At 43.3% G+C, this 21,771-nt stretch carries 17 protein-coding genes; 15 read left to right on the top strand and 2 right to left on the bottom strand.

Annotation, left to right across the window (positions count from 1 at the left end; genetic code table 11):
• Nucleotides 1–6 precede the first annotated feature (6 nt).
• Entirely contained in the window at nt 7–1,125 is a 1,119-nt protein-coding gene (locus tag DS742_RS01285) for a PucR family transcriptional regulator (protein ID WP_117415232.1), read from the bottom strand.
• Nucleotides 1,126–1,284: 159 nt separating this feature from the next.
• Here DS742_RS01285 and DS742_RS01280 point away from each other — a divergent pair, with 159 nt between their 5' ends.
• The 8 genes from DS742_RS01280 (at nt 1,285) to DS742_RS01245 (ending at nt 11,311) form a co-directional block, all read left to right on the top strand.
• On the top strand, nt 1,285–1,890 hold the full coding sequence (locus DS742_RS01280; protein WP_117415231.1) for a cytidylate kinase-like family protein: 606 nt from the start codon (nt 1,285–1,287) through the stop codon (nt 1,888–1,890).
• 96 nt (nt 1,891–1,986) lie between these two features.
• Entirely contained in the window at nt 1,987–2,709 is a 723-nt protein-coding gene (locus DS742_RS01275; RefSeq protein ID WP_117415230.1) for an amino acid ABC transporter ATP-binding protein, read from the top strand.
• A gap of 12 nt (nt 2,710–2,721) precedes the next feature.
• The gene (locus DS742_RS01270; RefSeq protein WP_117415229.1) at nt 2,722–3,417 is read left to right on the top strand and encodes an amino acid ABC transporter permease; all 696 of its coding nucleotides are present in this window, start codon (nt 2,722–2,724) and stop codon (nt 3,415–3,417) included.
• A 43-nt stretch (nt 3,418–3,460) separates the two neighbouring features.
• The gene (locus DS742_RS01265; protein WP_117415228.1) at nt 3,461–4,372 is read left to right on the top strand and encodes a substrate-binding periplasmic protein; all 912 of its coding nucleotides are present in this window, start codon (nt 3,461–3,463) and stop codon (nt 4,370–4,372) included.
• A gap of 23 nt (nt 4,373–4,395) precedes the next feature.
• Nucleotides 4,396–5,526 (top strand): iron-containing alcohol dehydrogenase, encoded by a 1,131-nt coding sequence (locus tag DS742_RS01260; protein ID WP_117415276.1) that lies wholly within the window; start codon nt 4,396–4,398, stop codon nt 5,524–5,526.
• Between the two features lie 31 nt (nt 5,527–5,557).
• Nucleotides 5,558–6,907: an aspartate aminotransferase family protein gene (locus DS742_RS01255; RefSeq protein WP_117415227.1), complete on the top strand. Its 1,350-nt coding sequence runs from the start codon at nt 5,558–5,560 to the stop codon at nt 6,905–6,907.
• Nucleotides 6,908–7,135: 228 nt separating this feature from the next.
• Nucleotides 7,136–9,490: a dockerin type I domain-containing protein gene (locus DS742_RS01250; RefSeq protein WP_117415226.1), complete on the top strand. Its 2,355-nt coding sequence runs from the start codon at nt 7,136–7,138 to the stop codon at nt 9,488–9,490.
• A gap of 21 nt (nt 9,491–9,511) precedes the next feature.
• Nucleotides 9,512–11,311, top strand: a complete 1,800-nt coding sequence (locus DS742_RS01245; RefSeq protein WP_117415225.1) for a cadherin-like beta sandwich domain-containing protein — start codon at nt 9,512–9,514, stop codon at nt 11,309–11,311.
• An 87-nt stretch (nt 11,312–11,398) separates the two neighbouring features.
• On the opposite strand, the gene DS742_RS01240 is transcribed toward DS742_RS01245, so the two are convergent.
• A complete protein-coding gene (locus tag DS742_RS01240; RefSeq protein ID WP_117415224.1) occupies nt 11,399–12,250 on the bottom strand; it encodes a MurR/RpiR family transcriptional regulator in 852 nt (283 codons plus the stop codon).
• 264 nt (nt 12,251–12,514) lie between these two features.
• Between DS742_RS01240 and DS742_RS01235 the strand changes: the two genes are divergently transcribed.
• From DS742_RS01235 to DS742_RS01205, 7 genes are all read left to right on the top strand, one after another.
• On the top strand, nt 12,515–13,903 hold the full coding sequence (locus DS742_RS01235; RefSeq protein ID WP_117415223.1) for a 6-phospho-beta-glucosidase: 1,389 nt from the start codon (nt 12,515–12,517) through the stop codon (nt 13,901–13,903).
• Nucleotides 13,904–13,968: 65 nt separating this feature from the next.
• The gene (locus DS742_RS01230) at nt 13,969–15,804 is read left to right on the top strand and encodes a beta-glucoside-specific PTS transporter subunit IIABC (RefSeq protein ID WP_117415222.1); all 1,836 of its coding nucleotides are present in this window, start codon (nt 13,969–13,971) and stop codon (nt 15,802–15,804) included.
• A 12-nt stretch (nt 15,805–15,816) separates the two neighbouring features.
• Complete coding sequence (locus DS742_RS01225) at nt 15,817–16,989, top strand: mandelate racemase/muconate lactonizing enzyme family protein (RefSeq protein ID WP_117415221.1); 1,173 nt, start codon at nt 15,817–15,819, stop codon at nt 16,987–16,989.
• A 302-nt stretch (nt 16,990–17,291) separates the two neighbouring features.
• Entirely contained in the window at nt 17,292–17,672 is a 381-nt protein-coding gene (locus tag DS742_RS01220; protein WP_117415220.1) for a GntR family transcriptional regulator, read from the top strand.
• Nucleotides 17,673–17,700: 28 nt separating this feature from the next.
• Entirely contained in the window at nt 17,701–18,267 is a 567-nt protein-coding gene (locus DS742_RS01215; RefSeq protein ID WP_117415219.1) for a UvrB/UvrC motif-containing protein, read from the top strand.
• Entirely contained in the window at nt 18,260–19,294 is a 1,035-nt protein-coding gene (locus DS742_RS01210; protein WP_117415218.1) for an ATP--guanido phosphotransferase, read from the top strand. Before DS742_RS01215 ends, DS742_RS01210 begins: the two co-directional genes overlap by 8 nt.
• A gap of 16 nt (nt 19,295–19,310) precedes the next feature.
• Entirely contained in the window at nt 19,311–21,764 is a 2,454-nt protein-coding gene (locus tag DS742_RS01205; protein WP_117415217.1) for an ATP-dependent Clp protease ATP-binding subunit, read from the top strand.
• Nucleotides 21,765–21,771: the final 7 nt, after the last annotated feature.

Genomic DNA, 21,771 nt, shown 5'->3' with positions numbered 1-21,771 from the left:
TATCGATCATATGGCAAAATATTCTCTGATGTAAAAAGCCATCAGCAAATCGAATTTAATTTTGGAATCGTCCATTTCAGTTCCTAACAATTCTTTGATTTTTTTCAATCGGTATATGACCGTATTCCTGTGGGTGTGCATTTTATCGGCTGTTTTCAGTAGATTGCAGTCAGACAGAAGGAAGACTTTTAACGTTTCCATGTAATCCGTATCATGGGCCGAATCAAAGTCTTCCAGCGCTCCCAGGCTTTTTTGGCAGACAGACTGCAGCAATACCGGGTCAGAAGATGAAAAAAGTATCTGAAAAAATCCCAGTTCATCGAAATTAACAGAAGGAATACTCCAGAATAAGGAGGCGGCCAGTGCAAACCGGGCGCGTTTATAGCAGATCCCTGTTTTTTCCAGGGAATGGAATTCGTTGCTGATTCCCAGTGTGATGCCGTCATAATACATAAGAATATCCATGATTTCACTAAGGGTAGGCGCAGACTGGGAAGCGAGATAAATTAAGATTTGCAGATTATCATGTTCAAAAAGATGGTATTTTAACTGAAGACGGTTTAAGGAGAAGGTAATTCTGGTGGCATTGCGCAGATTGGAAATGACAATGATCCGGTAGTCGGATGCAGTGGGGAAACCGTTCTGGTTTAAGGTCATAAGAGTGGTTTCGTGAAGCGTGGTCTGATAGAGAGCACCCTGAAACGCAGCATTCAAATGGTCCACACTCTGCGTGTTTTGGAGGAGAGCCTTACAGTAATCCTGCATGATATCAACCAGATGGACTTTCCAGGGCATGGTAATTAAAGGGAATCTGCTGATTCTGCAAAATTCCAGAATTTCAGCCGTGATGTCTGCTGTTTCTAAATATTTCCCCACATTAATGATAAGTCCGCTGCAGTTGTAAGTCACCAGTGAGCGGATAAAATCCAACAGGCAGGTTCCGCTTTGAGTAAAGAGACCGGTGGTGATAACCAGCTCCCCTCCCTTTAAAAAAGACATATTTTGTATATCCTCTGCCAGATAGATCCAGGAGACTGAGTTTGACAGTCCGTTGTCGCCGCTGTGAAGGATGAGACTGTATTGATCAATGCCAGAGTGATAGAGATCAGAAACCCTTGTTCTCATTGTAGTTACCTCCCTTCTGATTGAGAGTAAGTATATCACACATTGTACTTAAAGTACAATAACCAGTAAAAAGATTGGAATCTGAAAACATTGCAGGGGAAACAGGGAGGGAGTATAATAAACGCTATAACAAATACCTTTAGAAAAGAGGTGTACCATATGAAAGAAAAGTTTGTTGTTACCATAACACGACAGTTTGGCAGCCTGGGGAGACCTATCGCCAGAATGGTCAGTGAGAATCTTGGTATCGAATATTATGACAGAGATATTGTTGAAATGACTTCGAAAGATTTAAATCTTCCGGTCTCTGCTGTCAGCGATGTGGAAGAAAGTGCCAAATCAGCATTCTTTAATATGAACTATCCTCTTGGAATGGGGACCACCGCCATTCAGGATTCTGTCTTTGCAGTCCAGAAAAAGATAATCATCGATCTGGCTGAGAGGGAATCATGTATCATCGTAGGCAGATGTGCGGATCATATTCTGGAGGACTATAAGAATATCATCCACATTTTTATATACGCCCCATATGAGGCAAGATTAAAAAACTGCGTTGAGCGCCTGAATATGAGACCGGATGAGGCAAGGAAGATGATCGCCTCGGTTGACAAGGCAAGAGAATCCTATCACAGGCATTACTGCGGTTATGTCATGTCAGATAAGGAGCATAAACATGTTATGATTGATTCCAGCCTGTTGGGCGTGGAAGGCACCTGTGAAATCTTAACAGAGATTATCCGTAAAAAATTTCAGAATATGCTGTAAAAAAATATCCGCATATAACTTTCCGGGCAATGGAGCTTTTGAAAAAAAGACATTGCCTTTTTTGTTGTATCAAAAAGGATAAAAAGGAGGTTCATCATGCTGCAAATAAAAAATCTGTCTAAATGCTTTGAAGATCTGGAAGTTTTAAGAGATGTCAATCTGTCGGTAGAAAAGGGTGAAGTAGTGGTGATTATAGGACCTTCCGGATCGGGTAAAAGTACGCTTCTGCGCTGCGTTAATCTGCTGGAGAACCCTACAGGAGGAGAGATCCTGTATCAGGGAGAGGATATCACACAGTTAGGGAAAAAGGTTACAGATTACAGAAAACAGGTAGGAATGGTATTTCAGAGATTTAACTTGTTTCCTTTAAAAAACGCCCTGGAAAATGTAATGTATGCACCTGTAAAACTCAATAAGGTTCCTGTTAAAGAGGCAAAAGAACAGGCAATGGATCTTCTTAGAAAGGTGGGGCTGGAAAACAGGGCACATGCCTATCCTTCCGCATTATCTGGCGGACAGCAGCAGCGGGTGGCCATTGCACGGGCGCTGGCAATGAAGCCGGAGATACTTCTCTTTGATGAACCGACTTCCGCTTTGGACCCTGAGCTGGTAGGGGATGTGCTGGAGGTAATGAAACAGCTGGCAAAAGAGGGAATGACCATGATTGTGGTCACCCATGAAATGGGATTTGCAAAAGATGTGGCAGATCGTGTGATCTTTATGGATGGCGGGTTTGTGGTAGAAGAAGGGGCTCCCAAGGACATATTTACGAATCCAAAGAATGAAAGAACCAGGACATTCTTGTCCAGAGTACTCTAAGGAGGTGAAGGGATGGAATTGAATTTTGGAAAAGCAATTCATACGTTAGGCCCCAGCCTGTGGGGAGGAGTGGGAATTGTTCTTTATATAACACTCTCCGGTTTTTTCTGTGCATTGGCAGCGGCGCTTATCATTGCAATCGGACGCCTTTCAAAAAACAGGGTGGTCAGCCGGATTTTATCGGTTTTAATTGAACTGATCAGAGGAACACCGCTTCTGGTTCAGCTTTTTTATATCTATTATGTGATTCCGACTCTGTTAAACGGAATCCTCGCCATGGCAGGGTACGAAACCAATATACAGCTGAAAGCATCCACCTGCGGAATCATCGGATTTGCCGTTAACTACGGCTGTTACATGTCAGAAGTCATCCGTTCCGCAATTCTTGCAGTAGACCCGGGGCAGAGAGAGGCCGGGCTGGCACTGGGGTTCAGCGAAGCGAAGGTAATGTTTCATTTTATCATACCTCCTGCACTGAGAAATTCCGTACCGGTCTTTGGAAATTATCTGGTTATGCTGATAAAGGATACGTCCCTGCTGGCAATGATATCTGTGCAGGAACTTCTTCTTCGTACAAAAACCTACGCTTCCCAGACATTTCTAACGGTAGAGGCCTATACTCTTCTGGCAGTTGTCTACTTATTACTCAGCATTCCCCTTTCCCAGTTAACCGGGATTCTGGAACGAAGACTCAAGCGTATGCCGTAAATTTATATGAATCTATCAACAAGGAAAGAAAGGCAGGAGAATTATGAAAAAAATGAAAACAGGAAAAAGAATCGCAGTGCTGGCAATGATGACCGCAGTTTTACTTACGGGGTGCAGCGGGAAGGAGGCGGCAGGAAAAGGCACAGAGGCAGGCAAGACACAAAACACCGCTTCCGGCCAGAGTACAGGAGAGTCTGCCATGTTAAAGAAAATAAAGGAGAAGGGATCGATACTGATTGGTTCTTCCAACGATGCGCCATTTTGCTATAAAGATGTGGAAAGCGGACAATTAAAGGGAATTGATATCGAAATCTTAAAAGAACTTTGCAAACGGCTGGGGATTGGAGATATCGAAATGAAGGAGATCGATTTTTCCAATCTTCTGGTAGAACTGAATAACAACAATATTGATATGGTAGTGGATGGTATGTATGTAAAGGATGAGCGGCTGGAAATTGCAGCGTTTACAGATAAATGGTATCAGGAGGGTGAGGCAGTTGTAATACCCGCTGATTCAGACATTAAAAGCAAAGAGGATCTAAAAGGCAAAAAAATTGGTGCACAGCCAGGTACTGCATTCTACGAAACTGCACAAAAATGGCTGGATGAAGGAAAAATAGGGGAGCTTCTCGCATTCGACAATCAGGCAACACTGATGACGGCAGTTAATACGGGGAAGGTTGATGCAGTTGTGACTGACGGTATTGTCGCAGGCTTTACACTCTCTTCCGACAGTTCTTTAAAGCTGAAGCTTTTAGCGCCCTACGAAGCGGAGGCCAGCGGACAGATCGGAGCTGCAGTCCGTTTCCAGGATAAGGATTTCTTAAACGAAATCAACAAGTGTCTGAATGAAATGAAAGAAGACGGTACATTGTCAGGAATATTAAAATCCTATGGTCTGACTGATGATTATTTTGTCGGAGCAGAGGAAGGGAAAACAAAGAACGTAAAATAGTTGTGAAAGAGAGAGGCATTTATATGGATTTTCAATATTACCTGCCGGTTAATCTGATATTTGGACGGGGGAAAGCGGATTTAATCGGAGAAAAAGCGGCCGGACTTGGAAAGAGAGCATTAATTGTAACGGGAGGCAGGAGTACAAAAGAATCCGGTCTTCTTGCCAGAACGGAGGAACTGCTTAAAAAGCAGGGAGTTTCCAGTGTACTGTTTGATAAAGTCGAGCCCAATCCTTTAACGACTACGGTATATGAGGGGGCCGGCATCGCTACTTTAGAAGGTTGTGATCTTGTAGTCGCTCTTGGAGGAGGGAGCAGTCTGGATGCAGCAAAGGGAATCGCTTTTCAGGCGGTAAACGGAGGCGATATCAACGAGTACATTTTCGGCAGAAAGGTCAGCGATAAGGCACTTCCGGTTCTGGCAGTTCCCACTACCTGCGGGACCGGAAGTGAGGGCAATGGTTTTGCCGTTATGACAAACCCGGATACGTCAGATAAAAAATCACTCCGGTGCAGTGCCATTGTTCCTGCATGTTCCATCATTGATCCACTGCTGATGACCACCATGCCAAAAGCAGTATTGGCATCGGTAGGCTTTGATGCCCTCTGCCACAACATGGATGCTTATATATCTTCCATATCCCAGCCGCTTACCGAACTGATGGCATTGGAAGGAATCCGGCTTGCTGCAGAAAGCTTAAAGAGAGTCTGTGAAGACAGGGATGATTTAGACAGCTGGGACAAACTGTGTCTTGCAAGTACTTTAGGCGGAATGGTGATTAACACAGCGGGAGTGACTGCACTTCACGGAATGGAACACCCGGTCAGCGGGCTTAAAAATGCGGTTCACGGCAGAGGGCTGGCTGCACTGGCTCCTTATGTCTATGAAGCTTCCATAAAAGGCTCGCCTGATAAATTTGCAGCCATGTCAAAAATGCTGGGAGGGAAAAATGAGACTGATTTTGTCAGCCAGATCAGGGATTTAATTACTGAACTTCATTTGACAGAAACACTGGGAGATATGGGAATCAGGGAATCTGACGTACCATGGCTGACAGAAAACTGCATGAAGATATCTGCCGCCAGTATTGCAAATCATCCGGTCATATTTAGCCGGGAAGAGATAAACAGTATTTATACAAAATCAATATAAATTGCCTCATGATGGCAAAAAGGAGGATCTTATGCTGAGAGATGCATTACCAGAAATAAAAACTCTCCTGCCGGGACCGAAAGCAGAAGCTGTTTTAAAACGGAGAGAGGAAGCGGTGCCAGGTGCCATTAAATCGGTATATCCCTGCGTGATCAGCAGGGGAGAAGGCGCCATGCTGGAAGATTTGGATGGAAACCGGTTTCTCGACTGGGTTGGCGGTGTCGGTGTATTGAATATTGGATACAGCCACCCGGAAATTGTAGAAGCGGTTAAAGAGCAGTCGGAAAAATATTTTCATGGGATGATGAATATTGTCACACACGAAGGATACATAGAGCTTGCCGAAAAAATGAATGAAATTGTTCCTCTCAAATCAGAAAAAAGAAAAACCATGTTTGCAAATTCCGGAGCTGAAGCTATCGAGAATGCGGTAAAAATTGCAAAATCCTATACAGGAAGACCCAATATTATTGTATTTTCCGGAGCGTTTCATGGAAGAACCCTTCTTGCTGCCACGATGACTGCGAAAAAAACATATGCGTTCGGGATCGGGCCGTTTCCAGATGGAATTTACCGTGCAGAATTCCCGTATTTATACAGAAAGCCGGTGGGATTAAGCGATGCTGCAGCGGTTGACTATTATATGGAAAAACTGCAGAAGGTGTTTGAAGAAGCTTCTCCTGCAGAATTTGTGGCTGGAATTGTGGTAGAGCCGGTACAGGGGGAGGGCGGTTTTGTTCCGGCTCCCATGGAATGGGTGAAGGCGTTAAGGAAAATCTGTGACGAGAAAGGGATTCTGCTGATCGCTGATGAGGTTCAGACCGGTTTTGGACGTTCCGGCAGAATGTTCGTTTCCAACTACTGGAAGGATGCCGGCTGCGCTCCGGATATTCTGGCTTCCGCCAAATCAATTGCCGGAGGATTGCCCTTAAGTGCGGTCACTGCTTCCGCCGAAATATTTGACGGTGTAAAAGGCGGGATTATAGGAGGAACCTTCGGGGGAAATGCGCTTGCATGCGCCTCTGCTTTAAAAGTAATTGAAATCATGGAACGGGAGGATCTGTGTTCCCGTTCCGGTGAGATATCAGATGTATGCAGGAGCCGGTTCGAATTGTGGAAGGATAAATTTGAAGAAGTAGGAGATGTGAGAGGAATCGGCTGTATGATGGGAATTGAGTTTGTAACGGATAAACAGAGCAAACAGCCTCATACAGTTCTGGTGAGAGAGTTGGTTGACTACTGTGTCCGCCATGGCTTAATTGTGGAAAGTGCAGGTGCATATTCCAACGTGATCCGTTTTCTGTGCCCGTTAGTTGTGACGGATGCACAGCTTGAAAGCGGGCTTGCTATTTTGGAATCCGCCATTGAATCATGCAGGTAAGAACATTATAAATTAAGATCAGCAGGTTTTGACGGCAGCAGGGTGTTTGTGCATCCTGCTGTTTTTGTCATTTGTATAAAATGAAAGATTTTCTTACAAATATTTCCAATTGGCTGAAGATTAACTGATTCTGTTGACACATGGTATCATTTGTCATTATAATAAAATAATGTATGATTTACATATAACTGGAAATAAAAATACTTGAGTGTATCATGGGAGAAACAGATGAGAAAGTATAAAAAAGCTGGTAAGATGGCAGCTATTCTTGCCGGTATTCTGGTGATCAATTCTTTTGCAGGACCAATATCACCATACATAGATACGTATGCTTATACGAATAAGGCGGCAACGGTAAACGCTACAACACTGAATGTGAGAAGCGGACCGGGGACTTCCTATTCAATCGTTACGAAACTGACCAATGGTGCTTCTGTCACTGTGGTCAATGAAAAGAACGGATCTGACGGAGCGCTGTGGTATGAGATACGTTTTAACAATTCCAACGGACAGGCAGTGACGGGTTATGTTACAAAAAGCTATCTGAAATTTGCCGCAGTTTATACAAGCAATGCTGATTTTGAGTCAAAACTGTCTGCACAGGGGTTTCCTGAAAGCTATAAGGTGCGTTTAAGAGCGCTTCATGCCCAATATCCCAACTGGGTGTTTACTGCACAGAAAACCAATTTAGACTGGAATACCGCAGTGAAGGAAGAAAGTCTGGTGGGTAAAACCCTGGTACATACCAACAGCATGTCCTCCTGGAAATCCACGGAAAACGGAGCTTATGACTGGAATAACAGCACCTGGGTCGGTTTCGATGGCAGCAGCTGGGTTACCGCATCCCAGGATATTGTGAAGTATTATATGGATCCGAGAAATTTCCTGGATGAGACCAATGTATTTCAGTTTCTGACGCATACATATGACAGCAGCAAACATACACTGGAAGGATTAAATACCATGGTTAAGGGGACATTCCTGTCAGGAAGCACCTCGAATACCGGCACCTCCCAGGGATCTGCAGTTACCCCGCCGGAAGGCGGATCTTCTACAGATTCGGGCAGCAGCACCGGCCCGGGAGCCAATATAGGGCCTGGCGGTAAAACAGAAACTCAGGGTTCCTCTTCCGGTAATGGCAATGTAAGCCTGGAATCACCTCAGGCATCCATCACACCCAACCATACAGCTGTTCTTATGGAATATGGGCCAGGAGCGAGTCTTACGGGACCTTCTGCCGACTCACCTGCAACAGGAACCACCACAGGAAGCGGCTCTTATACGAATATGATTATGAATGCAGCCACTCAGTCAGGTGTGAATCCTTATGTACTGGCTGCCATGATCATACAGGAACAGGGATCGGCAGGAACCGGCAAAAGCATTTCCGGCACAGAATCAGGCTATGCCGGTTATTACAATTTCTTTAATATTGAAGCATACCAGTCAGGTAACATGACTGCTGTGCAAAGAGGCCTGTGGTGGGCATCTCAGGCAGGCAATTACGAGCGCCCGTGGAATACACCGGAAAAATCAATTTTGGGCGGTGCGTTATATTATGGTAATAACTACGTAAAAGTTGGGCAGGATACATTTTATCTGAAGAAATATAATGTACAGGGGTCAAATTTGTATAAACATCAGTATATGACCAATGTACAGGGTGCGGCATCCGAAGCAGCGGTTTACTCAAAGGCATATAACAGTGATATGAAGCAGACCGCACTTGAATTTAAAATACCGGTTTATAATAATATGCCTGAAAATCCATGCAGCCAGCCGACAGGTGACGGTAATCCCAATAACAAGCTGTCAGGACTTAGTGTGGATGGATTTGTTATGACACCAAGCTTTGACCGGGATACCAGGGAATATAACCTGATTGTGGATTCTGGTGTGACCAGTATTAAGGTGAACGCTTCAGCACTGAATTCTGCTTCTTCCGTAAGCGGAACCGGGACTATCGCGCTTCAAAGTGGCAATAATGATATTAAAGTTTCAGTTACAGCACAGAACGGTAATGTGAGGGAGTATATCCTTCATGTAGTCCGTCAGGCAAACGGACCTACCTATAATTCCGGAAGCAGTACCCCGGCAAACCCCGGTTCTTCAGGCGGTAACAGCTCCTCAGGAGGCAGCAGCTCTTCGGGCAGCAACAGTTCCTCCGGCAGCAGGGGACCGGGAGCTTCCAATTCTTCTTCGGGAGATGGAGCAGGAACACCAGGCGGAAGCAGCATTACCATAGCGCCGGATGGTTCCTCCAACATATCGGTTCAGGCATCGATCGGAGTAGTTACACAGGGACCGGGGCAGTCGGCAGATGTTACCAGTCCTGCCCAGACACAGGCTCAGACTCAGGCACAGCAGACCCAGTCATCCTCTGCAGGTACCGTTTCAAAGGGAAGCGGCGATATCAATGGCGACGGAAAAGTCAACAGTCTGGATGTGCTGAAGCTGCAGAGATATATTCTTGGCCTGGAGGCCTTATCAGAGGCTGGAAAAGCAGCAGCCGATTTAAACGGCGACGGAAAAGTGAATTCTCAGGATCTTCTTCTTATGCAGAAGAAAGTACTTGGAATGTAAGTTTATGAAATAGGAGACTATATGAACAGGAAACTGAAAGAACTGATCACCAGCTTTATGCTGGTTTGTATGATGGCTGTATTAAGCCCCTGGGGCCACATCGTATCCTTAGCAGCGGAGGCGAAGATTTCATTTTCCGACCCTTCCGTTATGGTGGGCAATGATGTGACCGTGAATATGAAAGTGACCAGCGATACCGCACTGGGGACTGCAGAAATCATGCTGTCTTATGATCCGGGAATACTGGAATTTGTAAGCGGAACCAACGCCAACGGCGGAGCCGGGGCCATCAAGATTCTTGGTACCATGGATTCTGCAGATCAGAAAGCCTTTAATTTTACTTTAAAATTTAAAACTTTAAAAGCCGGAAGCGGAAAGATAAGCGTTACCTCCCAGGAGATTTATGATGTGAATTCCGGTGCGGTTACTTTATCAAAGCAGGGAAGCTCCACTGTGAAAGTTACATCACCTGCAACAACTTCAAAGGATGCCACATTAAAATCCTTAAAGATTTCTCCCGGAACATTAACTCCTGCATTTTCCCCATCTGTGGACAGCTATACGGCTGAGGTTGATGCGGGCACAGCGGATCTTGTTGTCAATGCAGTTGCTTCCAATGCGGGAGCGCATGTTACCCTTCAGGGTGAAAAAGGATTGAAAGCCGGAGAGAATCAGGTCGTTGTCAAGGTTACGGCAGAAGATGGGCAGACAATTAAGAATTATACGATTAAAGTCACGAAACCGGAAGGCGGAGAAACCACTCCTGCAGCCAGTGATGGCGGAGAGACCAGTGAAGCTAAGTTTAGCTCCGCCTCCGTGACCATTCATGATATTGTGTACAGCATCGCTTCTTCATTCGATGAATCCACACTGCCGGAAGGCTTTGAGGCTAAAACCTATCAGTATAAAGGAACTGAGGTGATGGCTGGAAAGGGACTGGAGAAAGACATTCTTTTATTATACTTAAAGGATGAGGGCGGTAACGGCGGATTCTTTATCTATAATGAAAGTGCGGACAGCTGGTCTCAGTTTGTTGAGGTAAAAACAACAGAAAAAGCAGTTGTGATCATGCCTCTTGATAAAGATACAGCGGTTCCGGAAGGCTTTAAAGAGCAGCAGATTGAAATTGACGGAATTAAAGTAACCGGCTGGGTTGCCAATACAGAATCCAAAGCCGAATACTGCCTGTTCTATGGAATGAACTGGAATGGAGAAAAGAATTTCTACCGGTATGATCTTTCAGAAAAGACAGTCCAGAGATATTTTGCTTCCGGAGTCACCAATGACAAATATGTGGAGCTGGCGAAAACCTACAGTGATCTGCTTAAGGATTATCACTTACAGTTTTATATTTTAATTGCAGTCAGCGTACTGGCTCTGGCATTACTGGTAATCGTAATTTTCCTGATTAAACGAGGCGGCGGACCGGATTTAAGGCCTGATGAACCCCTGCATGATAACAAGAGGAAGGACGAGCCTGAGAGCCGCAGGGAGAACCGGGCGGTAGATGCGCCGCCTGCGAACGTAAAACGTTACAGCAGAGAGGAATACAGCGAAAGAGAACGGACCGGCAGACTGGAATCCGGTTTTGAAGATGATATCATGGACGAGCCTGATACGTTCATCCCCAAGACCCCTGTTTATGAGGAAGAGGATGATTTTATGGAAGAGTCAAGCCTGGAAGAGATGGAGCTGAATTTAATGCCAGAAGTAAGGAAACATCAGACGCAGCCGAAGGAAAGGGCAGTCAATGCCCGAAGAAATCCAAAGATGAATGAGAATGAGGATGATGACTTTGAATTCATGGATCTGGATGACTGATCAATTATATAAATCTAAATAATAACGAAAGCGCCCTTTTTCACGGGCGCTTTCGTTATTATTTTAGTGGTCATAATCATTTTCGTATTAAATCCTGTCATCCATAAAACTGATCGATTCATGAAGATATCTGATATTTCTTTTTCTATCTTTGTTATAAATGCATCCAAACAAAACATCCAACATATATTGCAATGCTATATGAGAACTAAACTGGGATATTCGATCCTGCAGATTTTCCTTATCACTGATAGGAAGATGATGGGTTACATAATTGGGGTATAAATTGCTCCCCGCTTTTCCAATAAAGACCACAGGGATTTTTCTTACATAAAGCTGTTTTAGAATCGGAAAAATAAAAGAGGCTTTCCCGGAATAGGAAAGAACCATGGCAACATGAGTTTTAGTTGCAGCTAATACAGTCATACGCTGTTTGTAAAACGAACTCGGGCAGTTTACGACTCTTCCGATTGTCAGCATTTTATCGAGAAAATTCTCTGCAGGATTTAGATTATGCGCATGCGTATAGATATCTATCACCTCAGCATTATAAAGTAAAGTTGAGATCTTTTCCAGTTCTACAGCATCTATATAATCGAATGTGTCGCGTACTGTGGTTTCATATAATTTCATCAGCTTACTGGCAATCATTTTTGGGCTGTCATGCTGTTCAAATGGATAGTTGACGTCAATAACTTCCTGTCCTTTTTCAATATCTGCTAAATCCTGAGCCAGCTTTACTTTCAATTCATTAAAACCCTTCAGCCCTAATTTCCGGCACAACCTGTGAACGGCTGACTTGGAAACGGAAATGTTAATTGAAAGCTGCTGAATAGTCATTTCCACTACTAAACTCTTGTTTGCCAATATATATTTTACAATATCATTCTCGACAGGAGTTAATGTTTCACAAAGCTTTATGGTATTTTCTAGCAGCATGTTCTTATTCACCTTTTCTATTTTAATTAATTTTTGTAAATTTTACGATCTGTTCTATCATTCCATTGTACAAGTTAATTATACCATAGAGAAAGAAATAAAGAAAAGTATCAAAAAGTTTCAATAAAACAAAAAAAATTGGTGCTTTTTTTGGAAAAAAGAGCCTGAATCGCTTACATATATTGAATTAACAGAAGAAAGCAGATAAGATACAGATGATAAATGGGTAGTATTCCATTACTGTAACTTAACAGGAGGTATGTAATGAATAATTCTATAAAAATTGTAACTATCGGAGGCGGAAGCAGTTATACACCTGAATTAATGGAAGGTTTCATTAAAAGGTATAAAGAATTGCCTATAAGCGAAATATGGTTAGTTGATATTGAAGATGGAAAAGAAAAGCTGGAAATAGTTGGAGAATTAGCTCAGCGCATGTGGGATGCCACACCATATCCGGTAAAGGTTATTACAACTTTAAATCGAAGAGAGGCCTTAAAAGATGCTGATTTTGTAACAACTCAGTTCCGGGTGGGGCTGCTGGATGCAAGAATTAAAGACGAAAGAATCCCGCTGCTTCATGGAATGCTGGGACAGGAAACCAATGGTGCCGGCGGAATGTTCAAAGCATTTCGGACAATTCCGGTAATGAAAGAAATTGTTGAGGATATGAAGGAATTGTGTCCGGAAGCCTGGCTGATTAATTTCACGAATCCCAGCGGTATAATAACAGAAGCAGTTATAAAACACTTTGGCTGGAAAAAATGCATTGGATTGTGTAATGTACCAGTAATCTCAATGATGAATGAACCCAAGGTTATTGGAAAACAGACTTCTGAGTTAAATTACCAATTTGCAGGCCTGAACCATTTCCATTGGCACAGAGTATTTGATGAAGAAGGCAGAGAAGTAACAGGACAGCTGATAGACCATATTAATGAAAAGAGCGGCGGAACACCCGCCAATATTTATCAGGCTGAATTTTCATTGGAATTGCTGCATTCGACTAATTTATTGCCTTGCGGATATCATCGTTATTATTATCTGGAAAAAGAGATGCTGGAGCATAGCTTGGAAGAATTCAGACAGGGCGGAACCCGTGCAGAACAGATGAAGGCGGTGGAGGCTTCCCTCTTTGAAATTTATAAAAATCCGGATCTGAATAAAAAGCCGGAAGAGCTTCAAAAACGGGGGGGCGCTTATTATAGTGAGGCTGCCTGTGAATGTATTAATGCAATCTATAATAATAAAGGTATTCATATGGTGGTTAGTACACAGAATAATGGAGCCCTCACCTGTCTGGAGCCGGATTCGGTAGTAGAAGTATCCTGTTTGATTTCCGCAAAAGGAGCTACGCCTATGGCATGGGGAGACATGGGTTCATTTGAAAAAGGACAGCTTCAGATTATGAAAGCAATGGAAGAATGTACAATCAGTGCAGCATTGTCAGGCGATTATGGAATGGCATTACAGGCATTTACCATAAATCCTTTAATACAAAAGGGAGGTGAAGCGAAGCAGGTATTAAATGAACTGTTGGTTGCGCATGAAAAATATCTTCCGCAGTTTAAAGAAAAAATAGCTGAGTTAAAAAATCAGGGGGTGGAGACAAAAGATCCGGTAGTGGCAGATTTAATGAAAAATGGATATTGATTGAAGTGAATTCTGTAACACGGTCCAGGGGTTCCAAATATTTTGATGTATAGGAGAGGATTAGTATGAACCAGAGAGAGATAACTAATTTAATAATTAAACACGTTGGTGGAGTGGAGAACATCAGTGATTTATATCACTGCATGACCCGATTAAGATTTAATCTGATTGATAAAGAAAAATTTAACTCAGCGGAGTTGAAAAAAATCCCAGGGGTTATTAATACGGTTCAGTCCGGAGAAGAATCCCAGATAATTATTGGAGCAGATGTGGATAAATTCTACAATGATCTGCAGACTCAGGGGATCGGGAAAAATACCGGGGAAGTAAGTTCAAAAACCCCGTTTAGCGTAACAGGTGCTTTGAAAGCTGTTTTAAATACAATTGTGGGTATCATGGCACCAATTCTTCCCATCATTATTGCTGGTGGTATGGTAAAAGTTATACTTGCCGTATTAGTAATTATGGGTATGAGCAATGATACTCAAAATTATAAAATTTTATCACTGATATCCGACGCACCATTTTATTTCCTGCCGTTTTATATCGCTAACAGTGCTGCGAAGAAGTTTCAGACAAACAGCTATATGGCAATGGTAATTGCCGGTGTCATGCTTCATCCGAATTTCTTGAAATTAGTAGCTGATGGTGATAAAATTGCTTTGTTTCAATTACCTGTACACTCCGTGAAGTATGGAGCCAGTGTAATCCCGATCATTCTGACTGTATGGTTTATGAGTTACGTAGAAAAGGTTGTTGAGAAATTCACACCCAAAATGATAAAGACCATGTTAAGGCCTATGCTGTTATTAATCATAACCGCACCTGTTGCATTGATTGTAATTGGACCAATCGGCGCTTATTTGGGAGATGGAATTTATTTTGTTATTAAGAATATTGATGAAAACATTCCCTGGGCTGTACCAACTTTAATGGGTATTTTCGCACCTGTTTTGGTCATGGTAGGCATGCATTTATCAATCACTCCATTTGCAGTATTGTCTGTATCCCAATTAGGTTATGAGACGCTTATGGGTCCTGGAATGCTGGGAAGTAACGTTGCCCAGGGCGGAGCGGCGTTAGCAATTGCTGTGAAAGAAAAGAAACTGGAAAAACGGGAAGTTGCAGTTTCTGCTGCTATAACAGCATTATCCGGTATTACAGAGCCTGCATTATATGGTGTTACATTAAAATACAAGAGGACATTAGCCTGTGTTATGATTTCCGGTGGAATTGCAGGATTTTATGCTGGTATTACCGGAGTAGTAAGATATGCAATTGCATCAGCAGGATTTTTATCCTTACCTGTATTTATAGGCGAAAATCCTCAAAATATAATCAATGCAGTTATTACTGCAATAATCGCTTTGGTACTTTCATTTGTCCTGACCTTTATATTTGTAAAAGTAGAAAAAGAAGAACAAACGAATCTTCAAAACAATAATAAAACAAATGAGACTTTAAAAAGTGTAGCTCGTGGTACCGTGATTCCGCTGGAAGAAGTAAAGGATGAGGCGTTTGCGTCAGGTGCATTAGGAAGCGGAGTTGCTGTTCTGCCATCGGAAGGAACTGTTTATTCCCCGGTTGAAGGCCAGATATCAATGATTTACCCAACTGGACATGCAATTGGAATAACAACCAAAAGCGGAAGGGATATCCTGATTCATATAGGGATTGATACTGTAAAGCTGGATGGTAAAGGATTCAAAACTTATGTGGAAAAAGGAGCGATGGTTCATTCCGGGGACCGGCTGGTTGATGTCGATTTAAATTTAGTGAAAGAAAATGGATATGATACCAGTATTATCGTTCTGGTATTAAATACGACAAATAATGATATCTCGGTAACAGGCAAAGGTGAACTATCCGTAAATGATGAATTGCTGCAAATAAAAAATTAAAGAGGAATTGAAATGAAAATAACGAATGTGGAAGTGCTTTGCGCAGATTTTGACAAAAGTGCACCAAATGAACCCATATTTATCCGGATCAATACCGATGAAGGGGTTTACGGATTAGGTGAGGCCGGTCTGGCCTATGGAAATTCCAAACTGGGTGCGATTGGGCAGATTCAGGATTTTGCTAAATTAATCATCGGACAAAATCCGATGCAAATAGAAAAAATCTGGAATCAGCTTCATAAAGAAACTTTTTGGGGGCTGGGAGGCGGTACCGTGATTTTTTCCGCCATAAGTGCAATTGACATTGCGCTTTGGGATATAAAAGGAAAGGTATTAGGTGCGCCGGTTTACGAATTGTTGGGTGGAAAGGTTCGCGATAAAGTAAGGGCATATGCCAGTCAGATCCAGTTTGACTGGGATAAAGATTCCCATCCGTTAGGAGGGGTGAAAGAGTATGGGGAAGCTGCGGCAAAAGCAAAGGCAGATGGTTATACAGCCCTGAAAATTGACCCGTTACAAAGGGATGAGTTTGGAAAAAAGAATTACCGGAACGATGGTTTGCTGGGAGGGGAGAAACTCAGTTTATGCAAAGACCGGTTAGTAGCCATCAGAGATGCTGTTGGCGATAAAATGGATATTATATTGGAGCTTCATGCAAAGACGGACATAAACGCAGCGTTACAAATCAGTAAGCTTGTTGAGGATCTGAATATTTATTATATGGAAGAGCCCTGCGGCCCGTTAAATCCCCAGTTAATGTCACGATTGAAAGAAAAAACAAACATACCACTGGCTGCCGGGGAGCGTATATACTCAAGATATGGATTTCAGCCATTTATACAGAGCAGAGCTTTGGACGTTATACAGCCTGATGTTGCCAATTGCGGAGGAATATCCGAAGCAAAGAAAATATGTGATATGGCTCAGATTTATGATGTGTTAGTTCAGCCGCATGTCTGCGGAGGACCTATTTCTAACGCAGCTGCACTGCAGATAGAAGCGGTTATTCCAAATTTTTGCATTCATGAACATCATGTTGGGAATTTGACCGATTTTACCAGGAGCCTGGGAACATATGAAGATCAGCCGGTTAATGGCTATATTACGATACCTGACCGTCCTGGTATCGGTCAGGATATTCCTGAAAAGATTTTGAACCAATGTACAAAGGTTGTTATAAGTTAGGTATTAATTATTTTAAATTTAAGAGTTTACTAAGGGGAGATTTGGTGCTGCTTCATCGCTATTTTGCGATGAAGCAGCATTTTTTGTTTTATCATTAAGATTTTTAAGGGAAAATCATCAATTCCTGTAAAGCCTCTGCTATTGAAAAGCGTAAATTGGTTTGTTATAATGATTGTCTGAGATTAAAAGAAAAATTGCCTTTTAAAAACAGAGTTTTGAGTATTGGCATATATTATATATTGAAAAATGCCTTATCGTGTGCTATTATGTGTATAACAGATATAACGAAAGATGGTGAAAAGATGATATTACAAATTGATTTTAACAGTGATGAAGCCATTTACATTCAGCTTCGGAACCAGATAATCATAGGAATCGCCACAGAAAGTATCAGAGAAGGAGACCCCTTGCCTTCCGTTCGCCAGATGGCCGATAATATAGGCATTAATATGCATACGGTAAATAAGGCGTACTCTGTTTTAAAACAGGAGGGATTTGTGAAACTGGACCGCAGGAAAGGAGCGGTTGTTTCCCTGGATGTAGATAAAATACAGGTTCTTGATGAGATGCGCAGGGATTTAAGCGTAGTATTAGCAAGAGGCATCTGCAAAAATATTTCGTGTGATGAGGTTCACCAGCTGGTTGATGAGATTTTTCAGTCTTTTATAAAAAGCCAGAGATAACAGTGATTCCCTGGATTGGAGGTTCTATATGTTGTGCGAGAAGTGTAAGATTCGCGAAGCAAATATTCAATATACGGAAGTGGTGAATGGTGTAAAGAGAGAACACCACTTCTGCGCCCAATGTGCAAAAGAGATGGATTTTGGTGTCTATGCTGCCATATTTGACGGGGAGTTTCCCCTTGGCAAGCTGTTATCAGGTCTTTTAGGAATTGAAGATACGGAAAAAGGACCGGATAAGCTTTCCCAGATCGCCTGTCCCACCTGCGGCACCAGCTACAGTGAGTTTGTGAAAGACAGCCGTTTTGGATGTGCAGACTGTTACAGTGTGTTTGGTCCTCTTATGGAGGACAGCATCAAACAGCTGCAGGGGAGTCTTATGCATACGGGAAAGACTCCGGTCTATCAAAGAATGGACCATATGGATCAAAGCCAGAACCGGGATGAAGCAGGTTCTGATATAAGCAGTAAGAATGACGAACTCTTTGAACTGGATGCAAAGCTGAAAGAAGCGCTCCGGTTTGAGGATTACGAGACGGCTGCCGTTTGCAGGGACCGGATAAAAGAACTAAAGAAAGGGAATGAAGGCGATGCTTAAATGGTTTGAACAGACTGACAGCAGCAGATCTGGAGTAATAAGCAGCCGGATCCGTCTGGTCAGAAACTGGAAGGAGTATAAATTTCCCTCTAAACTGGATGATAAGGAAAGCACCGAGATGATTCACCGGCTGGAATTCGGTTTAAAGGATCTGGGAGAAGAACTTGGTAAACCCATGGTCTTTTCCATGCTGGATGAATTAAATGAACTGGACCGGGTGGCATTTAAAGAAAGAAGGGTTTTAAATTCTTCCATTGCCGCCAAAAAGACGCCTGTAGGAATTCTGCTTTCAGAAAATGAAGATACAGAGATTGTCTTTAACGGAGATGATCATATCCGTATTCAGGTTTTAAAAACAGGGCTGCATCTGGAAGAAATGTGGGAGCAGGCCAGCGGTATTGATGATTATATGAATGAACGTTTTCCATATGCATTTGATGACCGGTACGGTTATCTGACGGCCTTTCCAACCAATGTGGGAACCGGGCTTCGGGCATCGGTCGTGGTACATCTTCCCATGCTTTCCCAGGGACGTAAATTTTCAAGTCTGATTGGAGAGATGGGGCGCTTCGGAGCTGCTGTACGGGGGGTTTACGGAGAAGGAGAAGATAATTTCGGAGCTCTTTATGAAGTATCCAACCAGAAAACACTTGGACAGACGGAGCGGGAAATTATTGATACTGTCACAAAAGCAGCCATTCAGCTGACCAATCAGGAGATGCAGGTGAGAAAGTTATCCCTGCAGCGCCGGAAAATTGAAAGAGAAGATGAGATCTATAAATCTTACGGTGTACTCAAATATGCCAGAAGACTGACTTCCAGAGATGCCATGATTTTTTTATCCCAGATGATGGCCGGACTGGAGGATGGTCTGATTCATACAAAAGAAGAGTTTAACGTTTACCGCCTGATGCTTGGCATCTGGCCGGCAAATTTACAGAAGATTTCCGATCGTCCTCTGAATAAGGAGGAGCTTGATATGGCAAGGGCGGAATTCATCCGGGAGGAACTGCCGGAATTAAATTGACAGGAGGATTGCATTTATGATAGACAGATTTACGACAAAGGCCAGAACGGCCATTAATCTGGCAGAACAGGCAGCAGGGCGGCTGGGTCACAGCTATGTGGGAACCGAGCATCTGCTTTTGGGATTGCTGGAAGAGGGCAGCGGTGTTGCAGCCAGAGTACTCATTGAGAATGGTGTCAGAGAAGATAAGGTTCTGGGTCTGATCAGCCAGCTGATTGCTCCGGACCAGGCCGTAAGGGTGAGGGAAGACGGCGGCTACACACCAGGAGCCAGAAGAGTTTTGGAAAACAGTTACCGGGAAGCAGTCCGTTTTAAAGCCAATTTAATCGGAACTGAGCATCTTCTTATTTCCATTATCCGGGATAACGACTGCGTTGCCTCCAGACTGCTTAATACCATCGGCATCAGCGTTCAGAAACTCTACATTGATGTTTTGGCAGCCATGGGAGAGGATGCACCTGCCAACAAGGAGGAGTTAATGAAATCTGGCAAAAGCAAGGGCAGTACTCCGACTCTGGACAGCTACAGCCGTGACTTAACGGAGCTTGCGGCGAAGGGTAAGTTAGATCCGGTAATCGGAAGAGAATCAGAGATTACACGTCTCATTCAGATTTTAAGCCGCAGAACGAAGAATAATCCCTGTCTGATCGGTGAACCTGGCGTAGGTAAGACCGCTGTAGTGGAAGGACTTGCCCAGATGATCTCATCGGGAGAAGTACCGGAGACGATTGCAGGCAAAAGGCTTCTCACCCTGGATTTATCCGGCATGGTGGCAGGTTCCAAATACCGTGGGGAATTTGAAGAAAGAATCAAAAAAGTGATTGCAGAAGTGATTGAAGACGGTGAAGTACTTTTGTTCATCGATGAGATTCACACCATCATCGGAGCAGGAGGGGCGGAAGGTGCCATTGATGCCTCTAATATATTAAAACCGTCTCTGGCAAGAGGGGAACTGCAGTTAATTGGTGCAACCACGATTGAAGAATACCGCAAATACATTGAAAAGGACTCCGCCCTGGAACGGCGTTTTCAGCCAGTGACTGTGGAAGAGCCTTCCGAAGAGGCAGCGGTGGGTATATTAAGAGGTTTGAAAGGCAGATACGAGGAGCATCATAAGGTTGTAATTACGGATGAAGCCATAAAAGCAGCAGTGAAGTTATCCTCCCGTTATATCAATGACCGGTTCCTTCCGGATAAAGCCATTGATGTAATTGATGAGGCTTCCTCCAAGGTTCGGCTTGCCACCTTTACGGAGCCCTCTGAAATCAAGGAGCTGGAGGCAGAAATTGAGCTTTTAGAAGACCAGAAGGAAGCTGCCATCAAGTCAGAGGCTTACGAAAAGGCTGGTGCTATAAAGAAAAAGCAGGAGAAAAAGAGAGAAAAGATCGATAAGATCCGTGATAAATGGCAGAAAGAAAAAGCAACTAAGATACCAACTGTTGATGAAGGGGAGATTGCAGATGTTGTATCCACCTGGACAAAGATCCCCGTAAAGAAACTGGAAGAGGGAGAAAGCGAGCGCCTGCGGAATCTGGAATCCATTCTTCATGAACGGGTGATCGGTCAGGAAGAGGCTGTTACTGCAGTTGCAAAAGCGATCAGAAGAGGAAGGGTAGGGCTTAAGGATCCTAAGCGCCCCATCGGTTCCTTCCTGTTTCTTGGACCTACGGGAGTGGGAAAGACAGAACTTTCCAAAGCCCTTGCAGAAGCCATGTTCGGCGTGGACAGTGCTCTGATCCGTGTCGACATGTCTGAATATATGGAGAAGCACAGTGTTTCCAAAATTATCGGTTCCCCGCCAGGATATGTGGGCTATGATGAAGGCGGACAGTTAAGTGAAAAGGTAAGAAGAAACCCTTATTCCGTAATTCTCTTTGACGAGATCGAAAAGGCTCACCCCGATGTATTCAACATTCTTCTTCAGGTGCTTGATGACGGTCATATCACAGATGCCCAGGGAAGAAAGATTGATTTTAAAAATACCGTAATTATTATGACTTCCAATGCAGGAGCAGAAAATATCATCTCTCCAAAACGTCTGGGATTTGGTGCTGCAGCCGATGAAAAGGCTGATTACAAGCTTATGAAAGACCGGGTTATGGAAGAAGTCAAAAAGCTGTTTAAACCGGAATTTGTTAACAGAATTGATGAGATTATTGTGTTCCATCCGTTGAATAAGACTCATATGAAAGATATTGTGACCATTATGATGAAAGATATTATGAGACGTACTTCCGATCAGATGAGCATCACAATTGAGATTGATGAGGCGGCTAAGGATTATTTGATTCAGAAGGGTTATGATGAAAAATACGGTGCGAGACCCTTGCGGCGTACCATTCAGAGCAGTTTAGAGGATAAGCTTGCAGAAGAGATCCTTTCCGGAACTGTAAAAACAGGCGATACAGTTTTGGTTACTGCAGGAGATGACGGACTGAAATTTTCTGTAAGAGAGCTGATAAACAGCTAGCCAATTG

The sequence above is a fragment of the Lacrimispora amygdalina genome, from assembly GCF_003432035.1.
Taxonomy (GTDB): Bacteria; Bacillota; Clostridia; order Lachnospirales; family Lachnospiraceae; genus Lacrimispora; species Lacrimispora amygdalina.
Note: the sequence above shows the minus strand (reverse complement) of the source record. Positions and strands in the feature narration are given on the sequence as shown.